Below are 13670 nucleotides of genomic sequence, written 5' to 3'. Positions count from 1 at the left end.
ATAGACATGTCCTGCAACACTCATCGCAGGACGCCACTCTGGTGAAGTGAGAGGATTGCTACAAGGAGGCAGTTTCAATATGAACGCACAAGGCAAAACTTATCAACTGAAAGCAGAGAGAAGAACGGACTTTACTCGCTCTTCCCTTCGTGAATTACGTCAGAAAGGCCGGATCCCGGGCGTCGTATACGGTGCGGATATCGAGAGTACTGCATTGCATGTTGATTCAAGAGACTTCGTCAAGCTTGCACATGTTGGCCGGACAGAAGTGTTCCAACTGCAGGTGGAAGGCATGAAGCCAGTCCAAGCGCTAATCAAAGACGTTGTCAAACAAGATGGTGCTTATGCACATGTTGATTTCCAACAGGTATCTGCAAATCACCCAATACGTATTCATGTGCCTATAGAATATATCGGTACACCTGCTGGGGTCAAAAAAGGCGGTATTTTGCAGACGCAAGAAACAAGTTTGGAAATCGAGGGTCTGCCCGCACATCTTCCTTCCGTGTTTCAAGTGGATATTTCCCATTTGGGCATAGGTGGTAAGATGTTGGTGGAAGACGTGCAAATTCCAGAACATATCCATCTCTTGTCCCATAAGAATGAGCTATTGGTTTCCATTGTTACACAGCGGGGCATTGAAGAGGTAGAGGATGAAGAATCAGAAGCGGCAACAGCAGTACCGGCTTCTGTGGAAGTATAGCACATTATTTCATTTAACTAAATTAAATATAAACAGAATGAAGAGTCTGCAAAGTGCGAATGGACGAGCACACAGCAGGCTCTTTTTTCATGCATACAACTGTAATTGGCTCACATGAATCATGTCTCATCGATCCATACTAACGATAGGCGATGGGGGTGATGGATTGCGATTTGCACGAGTAATGTCCATGCTGTTGTTGATTCCATTATGCTGCAGCTGCAGGATACAAGGGATGGAACACCCAAGATATGAAGTGACAGTGGCTGATACACAGATGAACGCTCTTCATCCAAGACAAGCAATCGAAGTTGTCGCGATGCAACTGGATGATTTGAAGTCATTCCAACATACGATGTTGAAGATGCATCAGACTCCAATTGAACGTAATGTCAAAATGGATAAGGCTAGAATCGGCAGTATCGGGATCCTCGTTAATAAATTTCACGAACTCCCTCTTGATTACCGGCCAGATGATCTGGTTTATCCAAACGCACCCTTTATTTTTGACGAGCGAGTAGATAAGCGCAAATTGCGCAAGGAAGCAGCTAGAGCTCTGGAGCAGCTAATCGCTGGTGCTAGACAAGACGGTATTTATTTGGCAGGTGTATCTGCTTACCGATCGCATGCTGCTCAGACTGCCATATATCATAGCAATGTACGGCGTTATGGCAAGAAAAATGCGGAGTTGTATTGTGCGGAGCCGGGGCATAGCGAACATAAGACAGGGCTCGCCGTAGACCTCACGCGCAGTGATGGAAAATGTGCAGCGGAAGCTTGCTTCGCGGACATGAAAGAGGCAAAATGGCTGCAGAATCATGCACATGAATATGGGTATATTGTTCGGTATCCAAAAGGAAAAGAGCATATTACAGGATATCAATATGAGCCATGGCATATCCGTTATGTTGGGAAGAAATTGTCCGCTCTATTGACAGCACGGGGGATCACGCTGGAAGAATATTATGATTCATCTTATCCGTAGTGGTCTGCTCTGGAGAATGGATAACGACGTCGATGGCAAAAGGAAAACCACCCAAGCAATGCCTGGGTGGTCGCCTGGGTGCAGCTCTTAGAACCAGAAAGAACGGGTTATGATTACGAGCAAAATGAAAAGTACCAAGATAACGCCAGTGCTTGTAAAGCCAAATCCACCGAAACCGCAGCTTCCACAGCCTCTTACATCAGACATGTTCAAATCCCCTTTCGTTTGGTTATGATGTATTACCGTATAAGTGTATGAAGGAAACTGTGGAGGTGATTGGACGTTTGACGAGTTACATCGCGTCTGTTATGTAAATAAGCCATGCAATTCCTGCATGGCTTGTATGTTCTGCTTAGAAGCCTTTGTATTGAGGCTCCTCCGTTTCTAATTGCTGCACTCGGTTTTCTACTTGGTCGACGATCTGCTGCGTTTGCTGAGCGGCATTCGTATATAATTGCTTTGCTTCTTGGTTCTGAGTGGCCAATGCGAAAGACTCCAAGTCAGCTTGAACACCTTTTAACGAAGCTAAGCATGTCTTCACTTGAGATCCAACTGTCATGCTGTACACCTCCCTTCCTCCACCGAACTACAGAGGATAATGTGTCCCGAAAGAGGAGCGGCCATACCTCTAATAATTAAATTAACTCACTTCATAAAATCATGAGCATCTACAAATAATGACGTAGTGGAATGGAACTTTTTCTTTTCAAGGAGGATGTATGATGCCACTTTGGCTGGAAATCACGCTTCGAACTTTGGTTGCGGTCGTTGTCTTGTTCCTGCTAACCAAGATGCTGGGGAAGCGTCAAGTCACTCAATTATCAGTATTTGAATACATAACCGGGATCACGATCGGAAGCCTAGCTGCTTATGTTTCTCTAGATTTAGAGGACAACTGGTATCTCGGGCTTGTGTCGCTGGGTGTATGGGTTACGGTCTCGTTCGGCATTGAATTCTTGCAACTGAAGAGTAAGACGATGCGGGATTGGATAGACGGAAAATCAACAGTTCTGATAAAGAACGGCAAAATTCTTGAAGACAACTTGAAAAAGGAACGTCTGACCTCCGATGAATTGCTGCTGCTGCTTCGAAAGAAGGATGTATTCAAAGTGGCTGATGTTGAATTTGCTATGATGGAATCAAGCGGTGACGTAAGTGTTTTGCTCAAAAGCGAAAATATGCCATTTACTCCAAAACATCTAGGGATTAAGGTCGCTCCTGAGTATGAACCGCAAGCAGTTATTATGGACGGGCAGGTTATGGAGCAGCCGCTTGCTACGATTGGCCGTGATAATAAGTGGTTGAGCGAACAGTTGACAGCGCTAGGCGTGAAGACTGTTCAAGATGTATATTTGGCACAAGTGGACAGTTTCGGAGAGTTGTATGTCGATCTGTTCAACGATCAAATTAAAGTTACGGTCCCGCAGAAGAGGGCTAATACGTTAGCAACGATGAAAAAGTGCGAAGCTGATCTGGAAATGTTCTGTCTGTCAACGGAAGATGAGAAGGCAAAACAAATGTATGGACAGTGCTCTCGCACGATGCAGCACATTATTGAGAAGGTACGACCATTACTCATCCAATAATCGAAGGTATGCGACATAGCGAGGTGGTTACATGCTTATTGGCAAGCAATCATGGAAATTTGAGCGAGCACCTTATATTATAGGCACTTCGGCCATTGTTGGGCCTGAGGAAGGAAAGGGGCCGCTTGCAGCTGATTATGATTTGATCCACGAACAGCTTGATATTTACGAGACGAGCTGGGAGAAGGCAGAACGCAAGCTTCTTGAACAAGCAACGAGTCTTGCGATCACGAAAGCGAACGTTAACACAAGCCATATCGAGTATTTTATCGGTGGGGACTTGATGAACCAAATTACGAGTAACAGCTTCGCGGCTCGAACTCTGTCTGTTCCCTATATTGGCGTATTCGGTGCATGCTCAACTTCCATGGAATCACTTGCGCTTGCTGCGATGATTATTGATTCCGGGAATGCGCATTATGCTCTTGCAGGAACATGCAGTCATAATTGCACAGCGGAGAAGCAATTCCGTTACCCTACGGAGTACGGTTCGCAGAAACCGCCTACGGCACAATTCACCGTAACCGGGGCCGGCGCTGCGGTATTGTGCAATCGCGGTAGTGGGCCGCGGGTAACCACCGCTACAATTGGGAAGGTCATTGACTTAGGTATAACCGATCCGTTCAACATGGGGGCGGCTATGGCGCCAGCCGCAGTGGATACCTTGCGGGCGCATTTTACTGACACCGGGAGAGAGGCAAGCTATTACGACATGATCGTTACCGGGGATTTGTCTGCCGTGGGCCATCCTATCGCTTCAGACTTATTGAGGCAGTCCGGGGTATCGATGGAGGATACCGTATTCGATGATTGCGGCTTAATGATATTTGACCGCAACAAGCAAGCAGTAGAAGCTGGAGGGAGCGGCTGCGGCTGCTCTGCTGTTGTCACCTATGGGCACTTGATGAAGCGGATGATTCGAGGACAATTGAAACGAATGTTAATTGTGGCCACCGGTTCACTGCTGTCGCCACTCTCATATCAACAAGGTGAGAGCATACCATGTATTGCTCATGCCGTATCCATTGAGATGGATTCGGAAGGTGAGTAAGAAGATAATATCACAACAAATAATTACTATTATGGATCTTGTATATCAAGATCCCTTTTTATGTAATAATGTATTTTGTTTTCAGACATATGGTTAATTATTCATATGTCTTCCGTGGGAATATCGATCTGCATGAAAATCCTCTCCACGACTACTCCTGCAAGAAAATCTAAAAAACTACTTTACAAAATAAAATAGATAAAGTAGTATAGTGAGAAATATTGAGATGCCTATTTATGGTAAGTGGATATATATGCAAAAAATCATTTGGAGAACAATCGGAAATCTCGTTTTTTTGCTGCTGCTTCCATGTTTAAAATAGTGCATAAAAAAACATCACATCATTGGATTTATTCCAGAAATAGGGGGAGTTTTGTATGAAAAAGAAGTGGAGTTTGTTCTTGAGTACGCTTCTTGCTGTATCGATCGCGTTGTCTGCGTGCGGCAGCGATAAAGCGAAGGAACCAGAGAAGAACACACAATCGAATGAACAGGGTTCTGGCCAAGAAGAGAAGAAAGATGATGCGGCTGGAGAAGGCGAAATCGTCTCTGAGGGTGTAATTAAGGCAACGGATACTTCCAAATCTCCAGAATTGGCGAACAACCGTAAAGATATGGTGATTATCGGTATCACAGCTCCGAAGGGTATTTTCAATCCAATTTACTCGGAGTCTGCATATGATGTATACGTTATGCGCTCCTTGTTCAAAGGGATGTTACAATATGACAAGGACGGTACAGTGAAGCCAGCATTGGCGGAAGAGTATCAAGTGTCTCCTGACAATTTGAAATATACATTCAAGCTGAAGAAAGATTTGAAATTTAGCAACGGAACGCCTCTTACGGCAGAAGACGTAGCGTTCACATTCACTGTTTTCCATGATAAATCCTACGACGGTCCGGCTGATATCGTGAAGGATGCACATATCAAGGGTGGACAAGACTACCGCGATGGCAAAGTATCTTCCATCGAAGGGATTAAAGTTATCGATCCGTTGACGATCGAGTTCACGACTACAGAAGTAAGCGCGACAGCACTAGCAGCTATCGGTACACAAGAGATTATGTCCAAGGCTTACTATGGTAAGGACTATAAGCAAGGCAACCTTGGCTACATGCCTGACTTGTTCACGAGACCAGTCGGTGCTGGTCCATACAAGCTGGATAAGTTCGTAGCAGGACAAGAAGCTCAGCTTACGGCGAATGAGAACTATTACTTAGGCAAACCTAAGGTTGAGAAATTGATCTTTAAATTTACAACCGACGAAACAAACGTTCAATTGCTGCAAACAGGTGAGACGGATATGGATGCTCCTGCAGTATCCAAAGACCAAGTTGAGCAATTGAAGGAAATGGGCTTCTTGGATACCACCTTGTACCGTACAAATGGCTACGGCTACATCGCATTCAACCACAAGCTTGATAAGTTCAAGGACAAGCGTGTTCGTCAAGCGTTGACATACGGCTTGAACCGTCAAGAAATCGTTGATGCTGTATACCAAGGTTATGCAGACGTTATCGATGTTCCACAATCGAAGCAATCCTGGTCTTACACGGACGATGTAACGAAATACAACTTCGATCTGGAGAAGGCGAAGAAATTGCTTGACGAAGCTGGCTGGAAAGTCGGCGCTGACGGTAAGCGTGAAAAGAATGGCGAGAAATTCGTCATCCACTTTACAGCATCTACGCCTAACGTAGTTAACGATGCAATTATTCCAGTTGCACAGAAGAACTTCGGCGATCTCGGCATCGAGTTCATCGCAGACCAAATGGAATTCAACGCGGTTATCGACAAGAAAAAGAAGGGCGACTTCGATATGCTGTTCATGGCATATGGATTAACACCAGATCCGCAATCTTCGGAGGGTGTATTCACAACAAAGGGCTTCCAGAACGAAATTGGCTACAGCAATCCGAAGATCGATGATTTGTACAAGCAGGCAGGTTCGACTCTCGATGTTGAGAAGCGTAAAGAAATCTTCCATGCAATCTATAAAGAGTTGAACGAAGATCTTCCTTTGATGTACATGTACCAACGTCGTGATATGTTTGCAACGAACGCTCGTGTTCAAGGCTTCGATATGTCGCCTTACAACGATTTCACTTATTCTCTTCCTACTATTCAAATTCAATGATCGAACATGTTCTCGGGAAGTCCAGCAATTTGCTGGACTTTCTTTTTTAATTTTGGCAAATCGACTTGCTATCTGTTCGCTTACATTAAAATTATCGATACATTTACCCGTGTTCAAATCTTTGCTTCGGTACAGTTTCGTGACAAGAAATATGAGAATTTTATTCTAATGGCTCATTCATGTTACAATAGTGCCTGATCACATTAGCTGTAGATAGACCTATGGAGGGAATTATACGTTGAGATGGATGAAATCGCTGTTCGTCCTGTTCCTTACCTTGATGGTAATGGCAGGTTGCGGCACGACACAGATTGGAAATGAGAAGAAGGTTGCGACAGATCGCCCTTCGACAACAGTAGAAACAAACGAACCAGCCCAATCGAAGCCCCTTACAGACTTCGAGGAAGTGGCGAGTTATATACGGAAGCATCATTCTCTTCCTGATAATTTCATCACGAAGAAGGATGCAGAGAAGCTGGGCTGGAATGCGAAGGAAGGCAATCTAAATGAAGTAGCCCCGGGCAAGAGCATTGGCGGAGACATCTTCCGCAATCGAGAAGGCAAGCTGCCGAAGAAGAAGGGGCGCATTTGGTATGAAGCAGATATAAACTACTCCAAGGGATTCCGTGGGAAAGATCGTCTTCTCTTCTCAAATGACGGGCTGATCTATAAAACAGAGGATCATTATGATACATTCCAGCAGATGAAAGAGAAGGATGGAGAGCGATGACAAGACAAATTATTGAATTGGATGGACGACTCTTAGCCTCGCGTACGAAGCTGCATGATGTCCTCAGCAAGGAATTAGAGCTCCCTGAACATTATGGACGTAATCTGGATGCGCTGTGGGATTGCTTGACGGAATCATCTGCACGTCCGTTAACAATCCATTGGAGCCATTATGAGGCAAGCAAAAGGCAATTGGGAGAGTATTGCGAGCAGCTGCTGCATTTGTTCCAAGATGCAGAAGCTGAGTTGGATGGATTCAAAGTGAAGATCACACGGTAATGTGTGGCAGATAGGGAATAAGACATCATAATGAATATAGAAGCCTATAACAGTGAACAAGCCTTTGACAATATGGTCAAAGGCTTGTTTTTGTATATGTCCCATGTGTTATCTTACAAGAAGACAAAATAAATGACAGCTGCCAATACGATACGGTAGATGGCAAATGGTACGAGTTTCACTCGATTAATCAGCTTCAAGAAGAAGCGGATAGAGATGAGAGCAAATAGGAATGCGCTAATGAAACCGACGATGAAGAACGGCAGTGCATCCATGGAGAAATCCTTCCAATGCTTCAGCAGGGATAATCCGCTAGCTCCAGCCATGACAGGTACGGCCATAATGAATGTAAAATCAGCAGCCGCACGGTGACTCATACCGAGCAGAACCCCGCCTGAGATCGTAGAGCCAGAACGGGAGAATCCTGGCCATAGACCAAGACATTGGAACAAGCCGATGCCAAATGCTTGCTTGTATGTTACCTGATCCACCGTCTTTGCCGTTGGCTTCGCAGGGCGGAACCAGTCTGATGCGATCATGAGCACTGCTCCGAGCACAAGGCCGATCAGCACAGTCTGGATGGAAAATAAGTATTGATCAATATACTTTTCGAACAGTAATCCAAGCACTGCTGCTGGAATTAATCCAACGAGCACTTGTGTGAGCTTCAATCTGGAATGTCCCGCTCTACCTAGCTCTGGATCAATTGGAGCGCGCTTCAACCCAAGCAGCTGGAAAAAACGATCCCAAAAAACAACAACAACCGCAAGGATGGAGCCAAGCTGGATCACGACCTTGAACATATTCGCCATTTGAGGGCTAAATATCTCTTTTGAATGAAGCATAAAGTCATCCACTAGAATCATATGCCCGGTCGAAGAGACCGGAGCAAACTCAGTCAGGCCTTCTACCACGCCTAAAATAAATCCAACAAACATGTCCCACCAATTCAACGATAGTCACTCTCCTATGTAAGGCCTGTAAAATAGAATGTGCATAGCACAGATTGTATTATATAGCGATCTTGCACATTGTGGTAGTAGTAGTTTACATAATACATAGTATGTTAATAAATGATTTATAAATGAATGTAAGACAAGAATCGGTACTTAAGCTGCTAAGAGGCAGGCGGTAAGAAGCTTTGTTGTTTTGTAAGTATTGCTAAGTTCAGAAAAACAGAAATTTCTTAATGAATTTGAAGTAGTACGCGCTCAGATTTAAGTCTTGTACTTGTAGGGGAGGTCATATATGATAGCTCTATCTTTCTAGGTAAATTATTCCTAAAAGTAAAAATAAAAGGATGATTAGGGGGTAGTCGAATGTGGGGAAGACGGTCAGAGTGAAACAGACGTATAAGACAAGATGGAGTACGCTTGGTATTGCCGTCATCTGTATAATGCTTGTTCTCGCAACACTATGGTCAGAGCAGCCGCCGGCGCCAAAAGGAGAGAATGCACCGATAGAACAATTTTCAGCGGTTAGAGCTATAGAGCATGTGAGAGCCATCGCACAGCTGCCGCATCCATCAGGTTCGGTAGAGAATGAGAGGGTGCGAACATATTTAGTTGAGCAAATGGAGTTATTAGGGCTACAGCCAAATGTGAACACGTATCCATGGACAGGGCAGTATAGAGGCATCTCCGAGTCGTTTGAGCTGCATAATATCATTGGAGTACATAAAGGAACCAAACCGGGAAAAGCATTGATGCTGACCGCTCATTACGATTCTACACCATTTGGCCCAGGGGCTAATGACGATGCGGTTGGGGTTGCGGCACTCTTGGAGACGGCACGCATTCTACAGGCTAGTCCGCCTATGGATAGGGACATTTGGTTCGTGCTGACTGATGGTGAAGAGAAAGGGATGCTTGGTGCAGAGGCTTTCTGGTTTGACAATAAAGTTCGTGAACAGATCGGCCTTGTCGTGAATTTCGAGGCGAGAGGTTCGAGAGGTCCGTCAATCATGTTCCAAACGAGCCGAAATAATGGTCAGCTTATTTCTGAATTTGCCTCGTTCGCGGTGTCTCCAGTTAGCAGTTCTCTGTTAGGCGACTTGTATCGGACGATGCCGAATGATACGGATTTGACCGTCTCACTGAATGCTGGCATACCAGGTCTTAATTTCGCATATATCGATGGCTGGGACAAATACCATTCCGATCAAGATACGCCCGACAATGTAACACTAGCAACACTACAGCACCATGGCGAGAATGCACTTGGGGTAGCTATGCGGTTCGGAAGTATGGATTTAGAGCAAGTGAATGATTCCGATCGGGTCTATTTTAACTGGTTTACGATGCTGCTTCATTATCCTGCTTCCTGGACGATCCCGATGTCCATTCTCATTGGTATAGGGTGGCTTCTCTGTATCGTGGTGCTCTTCAGGAAGAAGGCAATTGCTTTGAAGGGAATGGCGCTCAGCTTCCTGCTTACACTAGGAAGCATCATTACATCTGTTGTGGTCGCTTACTTGGTGTTTGTAGGGATTATGTATATTGGAAGTTCAGTGGCGGGGATGCCATTGCAATCTGCTTCCATACCGGCTCAGGTCAATCTTGTTTTTGTACTGATCGCATTACTTGTTCATCTCGCATTCACACGTCTGACTCGGGATAGGGTTAACGTCTTGGAAATGATCCTAACCGGAATGCTGTTCTACTTCCTGCTTTTAATCGTTGTGTTAGGGCTTATCCCTGGAGCAAGCTACCTATTCCTGCTCCCGCTTCTTATTCACTGCATCGTCATCGGGTGTACACTGCATAAGCGCAATCCGATTATGGTCTTGCAGCGGCCATGGGTGAGCCTTGTATTCGCGCTTGCTCCATTGACGCTGACAACAAGTTTATTTCATCTGTTGTATACGGGAATGCCGCTTCAGATTACGGTATTCACCACAGTTCTGTGCGTGTTAATATTCACCTTGCTGCAGCCGCTTATGACGAGTCTAACGATGGTTCGGGTAAGCCGTTCCGCGAAAATTGTGGATAGCAAATAGGTAAAACAGAGCCCATGTATGCATCATGGGCTCTGCTCGTGTATTATTCGGTTTGCTTGGAGTCGCGACAGTGCCACAATAGCTTCATCACATCAACCCGCTCATACGAGCACCATTTCTCCCATTGTTTGATTGCGCCTTCTAATCCTCCGACCTGCGGATGCACTGTTGTAATTGCACGGTTGAAGCGGGAACTGAATGGAATGAACGAGAGCGGCGAACCGGCGGTGATATGAATTTGGTTCCACCTTTTAAGGGTAGTCGTAGTTGTACCATCCGTATCGGCCGCATCCATTTCAAATACCGTAAAGGAGTGGATATCTCCCTGCTTGACGAGCATAGACATCGCAGGTGCGGTGATTGCATCCATGCTGTGCGTATAGTTTTGTATAGCGTCAGGCTGTACCGAGATATATTCAACATAGAATGCACATTCTGGCGGCAAGTTCGACTCATCTCCGATTACACAGCTAGGGATAAGATGAGCCGGTACGATTCGGCTGTGTGAGCGGAGCTGTTCAGTCATGCATGGATCGGCATCCTTTACATACGTCTGTTCCAGAGCCGTAAAATCCGCAGCACTCATGTCTGGAGGAAGCTTGTAAATGAAAAGATCGCTCCATTGCGATTTGTTCGTTCTTCCTTGTACAACGAGAGAGGTGCGGAATCCCCATGCCTCTAGCAAATCTCCATGCGAGATCATGTGCTGTAGAAGAGCTTCGTATCGTCGTTCCCAATCTGCAATTGCATTTGTCTGTACCGTCCGTAAAACGTACTTCGCTTGATTCTTCGTCATTGGTTCTGGGTGAGGAAAATCGAAACGATTGCGATTTGCAGGTGTAATCCGAAAGCTTCTACGTATCCAGCGTATAGATGCACAAGCAATAATAATGACGAGGAGCATTACCGTTCCCAAACTTGTCATGATGATTGTAAGCATAAGTTGTAGTCCTCTCTATTGTTCATTTACAACCCTAATGAAGCTGCTTGCTTTGTTTTTCACCCAGGCACTCTTCGAGCGAACGTGAAGAAATTAATTGTTCAACGTACATCACAATTTGTAGCTACAACATCTAATTGTAGCGAACCTTTAAGCTAACAACATCAATCGCAGGAAGGATATCGATTCCATCTGGCGATGTAATCTGGCAAGAAAGAAGATGTTCATGATGCTCATGTAAATGCTCATGTAAAATGGGGATCGGAACAGAGTGTTCCTCAACGGTTCGGTCATGATCTGGATATCGAATGACTCCGGTATGGATTGACAATGTTTGTTCTTCCATGCATACTGTTACAACCTGTTAAAATACTGGTATTAGGATGTGCATGTTTGTTTTTAGTGGAAATGATAGATTCGGGAGGATATCTGATTGGAAGGGTTAGTAAAGTTGGAGCAAGTGACGAAGAGCTATGATCGTCGAGTCATCCTGCAACGTGTAGAATTGTCTATCGGAGCGCATGAAGCAGTATCGATTACAGGAACGAATGGATCGGGGAAAAGCACGCTGCTCCGCTTGATTGCCGGATTAGCCAAGCCGACGAGCGGAATGATTCATCGTCACGGAGGAAGCAAACAGCGTATTGGCTTCGTTCCTGATCGACTGCCGAAGCTGCGGCTTACACCGGAAGAGTACCTATTTTCCATGGGTGGTATGCAAGGGATGAGCAAGGAAGCCATATCTGCACGGCTGGATGAATTGCTTGCCTTGTTCAAAATGGAGGATGCAGCTGCACGAAGAATGAATATTTTCTCCAAAGGGATGCTGCAAAAGGTGAACCTCATGCAAGCTGTACTGAATAAGCCTGATTTATTGCTGCTGGACGAGCCTCTATCCGGATTGGATACGGAATCACAGCGAGAGCTTATTCGTCTGCTCGGACATATGAAGCAGCAGGGCATTGCAATGGTGATGTCATGTCATGAGGCATCTTTGGTCGATCAGCTTGCGGATCGATGCGTAAGCATTCACCGTGGCTCTATTTCAATTACAGAGGTTCGTCCGCTCGAGGAAGATGTGCAGATTGAGGTGACGGTACCGACATCTCTGTCTATAAGTGATGAGATCGCTCGAATAGAAGGGATTCTCGGTTATAAAGAGCATGATACAATCTCTGACAGGTATGTCATACGTTCGAGGCAGCATGATTCAGATCACGTGCTGTTAGAGCTGCTAATGCGGAAATGTTCGATTGTATCCGTTCAAGCAAGTGCCGCCCATGGATATACTGGTTCAAATTATGCGCAGCAGCCTTCTCGACAGGAGGGACGCGAATATGCTTAAAGCAACCATATGGTACTTGCTGCGCAACTACAGTCGATCGTATCGCTACATACCGCCGTTATTCACGTTCTTGATTAGTTTGGGCTTGTTCTATACGTATACACCGAATCCGATTATGGGCAGCTTCTCATTCACGACGATGCTGATTTATATCATGGCAGCATGGTTCAGCTACAGCTTCCTGAAGACGGAGCATGCGGTTCAGGAAGAACTGACAATCTTGCATGTGAAGAGCCGAGCACTCTATTTGATCGGGCTTATTTGTTCGGCTGCGCTTATCATTTGTTTCATTGTTGTGGTTGCAATTGTTTACCCAATCGTGTTCGATAAATTTGACGAGCCTATTCGGTTCGAGCATCTCATTGTCGGGCTGTTCACGCACCTCGGCTCTGCACTCCTCGGAATTGCGATATCGCTGTACTTCGCGAAGAGGGTGGAGCGTGCTAGCTATGCAATTGGCGGGATACTGCTTATTCTTGCACTGTCCTTCTGTCAAGGAGCACTTATCGCAAAAGCAGGCATAGCAGGTGCGCTTCTATCATGGGTATTTCCGCCTGCCTATCATACGATGAATATGCTGCTGAACTATAGCAGTTATACGATGGCATCAACTGTTGGTACGATCGGGTTATCTATTGGATATGCGGTGCTGCTGATGATTCTGCTCATTCAAGTGCTGAAGCGGGTTGAAGAGTAGTCTGCAGATCATGGGCGCAATTATATGGAGGTACATAATATAAACGAGAGACTCTTACGAAGCGGGGAGTAATATATGGGGAAAATCAGCTGAGGGCTATCGCTAGTTTATTACTTTATTTTCTTTGATAAGGAGAATCGCCATGACTGATAACGGTAAGTTACAGATGCGCTCTATGCAAAGTCTGGACTATAAACAACGGCGGTTGTTTGTATAGAG

Annotated in this window: 14 protein-coding genes; 10 read left to right on the top strand and 4 right to left on the bottom strand. The window is 45.3% G+C overall.

Annotated elements, in window-relative coordinates:
* Nucleotides 1–79 precede the first annotated feature (79 nt).
* Entirely contained in the window at nt 80–703 is a 624-nt protein-coding gene (locus BBG47_RS12990) for a 50S ribosomal protein L25 (RefSeq protein ID WP_065292055.1), read from the top strand.
* 235 nt (nt 704–938) lie between these two features.
* Nucleotides 939–1688 (top strand): M15 family metallopeptidase, encoded by a 750-nt coding sequence (locus BBG47_RS12985; RefSeq protein ID WP_254659815.1) that lies wholly within the window; start codon nt 939–941, stop codon nt 1686–1688.
* Nucleotides 1689–2040: 352 nt separating this feature from the next.
* On the opposite strand, the gene BBG47_RS12980 is transcribed toward BBG47_RS12985, so the two are convergent.
* Complete coding sequence (locus BBG47_RS12980) at nt 2041–2247, bottom strand: DUF1657 domain-containing protein (protein WP_065292053.1); 207 nt, start codon at nt 2245–2247, stop codon at nt 2041–2043.
* 163 nt (nt 2248–2410) lie between these two features.
* Between BBG47_RS12980 and BBG47_RS12975 the strand changes: the two genes are divergently transcribed.
* The 5 genes from BBG47_RS12975 to BBG47_RS12955 all read left to right on the top strand — a co-directional run bounded on the left by BBG47_RS12975 (nt 2411) and on the right by BBG47_RS12955 (nt 7471).
* Complete coding sequence (locus tag BBG47_RS12975; RefSeq protein ID WP_065292052.1) at nt 2411–3274, top strand: DUF421 domain-containing protein; 864 nt, start codon at nt 2411–2413, stop codon at nt 3272–3274.
* Nucleotides 3275–3305: 31 nt separating this feature from the next.
* Nucleotides 3306–4325, top strand: coding sequence for a stage V sporulation protein AD (spoVAD, locus tag BBG47_RS12970; RefSeq protein WP_065292051.1), 1020 nt, complete (start codon nt 3306–3308; stop codon nt 4323–4325).
* 377 nt (nt 4326–4702) lie between these two features.
* Nucleotides 4703–6463: an ABC transporter substrate-binding protein gene (locus BBG47_RS12965; protein WP_065292050.1), complete on the top strand. Its 1761-nt coding sequence runs from the start codon at nt 4703–4705 to the stop codon at nt 6461–6463.
* A 238-nt stretch (nt 6464–6701) separates the two neighbouring features.
* Nucleotides 6702–7193 (top strand): ribonuclease domain-containing protein, encoded by a 492-nt coding sequence (locus BBG47_RS12960; protein WP_065292049.1) that lies wholly within the window; start codon nt 6702–6704, stop codon nt 7191–7193.
* Nucleotides 7190–7471: a barstar family protein gene (locus BBG47_RS12955; protein WP_065292048.1), complete on the top strand. Its 282-nt coding sequence runs from the start codon at nt 7190–7192 to the stop codon at nt 7469–7471. Before BBG47_RS12960 ends, BBG47_RS12955 begins: the two co-directional genes overlap by 4 nt.
* Nucleotides 7472–7584: 113 nt before the next feature.
* Here BBG47_RS12955 and BBG47_RS12950 read toward each other — a convergent pair whose 3' ends face one another.
* Nucleotides 7585–8409: an undecaprenyl-diphosphate phosphatase gene (locus BBG47_RS12950; RefSeq protein WP_175400531.1), complete on the bottom strand. Its 825-nt coding sequence runs from the start codon at nt 8407–8409 to the stop codon at nt 7585–7587.
* 383 nt (nt 8410–8792) lie between these two features.
* Here BBG47_RS12950 and BBG47_RS12945 point away from each other — a divergent pair, with 383 nt between their 5' ends.
* A complete protein-coding gene (locus BBG47_RS12945) occupies nt 8793–10469 on the top strand; it encodes a M28 family peptidase (RefSeq protein ID WP_065292046.1) in 1677 nt (558 codons plus the stop codon).
* Nucleotides 10470–10512: 43 nt separating this feature from the next.
* Here BBG47_RS12945 and BBG47_RS12940 read toward each other — a convergent pair whose 3' ends face one another.
* Nucleotides 10513–11409 (bottom strand): hypothetical protein, encoded by an 897-nt coding sequence (locus tag BBG47_RS12940; protein ID WP_065292045.1) that lies wholly within the window; start codon nt 11407–11409, stop codon nt 10513–10515.
* Nucleotides 11410–11542: 133 nt separating this feature from the next.
* Nucleotides 11543–11755, bottom strand: coding sequence for a hypothetical protein (locus BBG47_RS12935; RefSeq protein ID WP_065292044.1), 213 nt, complete (start codon nt 11753–11755; stop codon nt 11543–11545).
* Nucleotides 11756–11842: 87 nt separating this feature from the next.
* Here BBG47_RS12935 and BBG47_RS12930 point away from each other — a divergent pair, with 87 nt between their 5' ends.
* Together BBG47_RS12930 and BBG47_RS12925 are read left to right on the top strand one after the other, a co-directional pair.
* On the top strand, nt 11843–12754 hold the full coding sequence (locus tag BBG47_RS12930; RefSeq protein ID WP_065292043.1) for an ATP-binding cassette domain-containing protein: 912 nt from the start codon (nt 11843–11845) through the stop codon (nt 12752–12754).
* Entirely contained in the window at nt 12747–13451 is a 705-nt protein-coding gene (locus BBG47_RS12925; protein WP_065292042.1) for an ABC transporter permease, read from the top strand. Before BBG47_RS12930 ends, BBG47_RS12925 begins: the two co-directional genes overlap by 8 nt.
* Nucleotides 13452–13670: the final 219 nt, after the last annotated feature.

Origin of the sequence: Paenibacillus sp. KS1 (assembly GCF_001680695.1) — a bacterium.
Classification (GTDB): Bacteria; Bacillota; Bacilli; order Paenibacillales; family Paenibacillaceae; genus Paenibacillus_B; species Paenibacillus_B suaedae.
Note: the sequence above shows the minus strand (reverse complement) of the source record. Positions and strands in the feature narration are given on the sequence as shown.

What these genes read in the sequence shown, in the direction of transcription:
- BBG47_RS12990 (WP_065292055.1), top strand. Translation starts at nt 80, where the DNA reads ATGAACGCACAAGGCAAAACTTATCAACTGAAAGCAGAGAGAAGAACG.
- BBG47_RS12985 (WP_254659815.1), top strand. Translation starts at nt 939, where the DNA reads ATGGAACACCCAAGATATGAAGTGACAGTGGCTGATACACAGATGAAC.
- BBG47_RS12980 (WP_065292053.1), bottom strand. Translation starts at nt 2,247, where the DNA reads ATGACAGTTGGATCTCAAGTGAAGACATGCTTAGCTTCGTTAAAAGGT.
- BBG47_RS12975 (WP_065292052.1), top strand. Translation starts at nt 2,411, where the DNA reads ATGCCACTTTGGCTGGAAATCACGCTTCGAACTTTGGTTGCGGTCGTT.
- spoVAD (WP_065292051.1), top strand. Translation starts at nt 3,306, where the DNA reads ATGCTTATTGGCAAGCAATCATGGAAATTTGAGCGAGCACCTTATATT.
- BBG47_RS12965 (WP_065292050.1), top strand. Translation starts at nt 4,703, where the DNA reads ATGAAAAAGAAGTGGAGTTTGTTCTTGAGTACGCTTCTTGCTGTATCG.
- BBG47_RS12955 (WP_065292048.1), top strand. Translation starts at nt 7,190, where the DNA reads ATGACAAGACAAATTATTGAATTGGATGGACGACTCTTAGCCTCGCGT.
- BBG47_RS12950 (WP_175400531.1), bottom strand. Translation starts at nt 8,409, where the DNA reads ATGTTTGTTGGATTTATTTTAGGCGTGGTAGAAGGCCTGACTGAGTTT.
- BBG47_RS12940 (WP_065292045.1), bottom strand. Translation starts at nt 11,409, where the DNA reads ATGCTTACAATCATCATGACAAGTTTGGGAACGGTAATGCTCCTCGTC.
- BBG47_RS12935 (WP_065292044.1), bottom strand. Translation starts at nt 11,755, where the DNA reads ATGGAAGAACAAACATTGTCAATCCATACCGGAGTCATTCGATATCCA.
- BBG47_RS12925 (WP_065292042.1), top strand. Translation starts at nt 12,747, where the DNA reads ATGCTTAAAGCAACCATATGGTACTTGCTGCGCAACTACAGTCGATCG.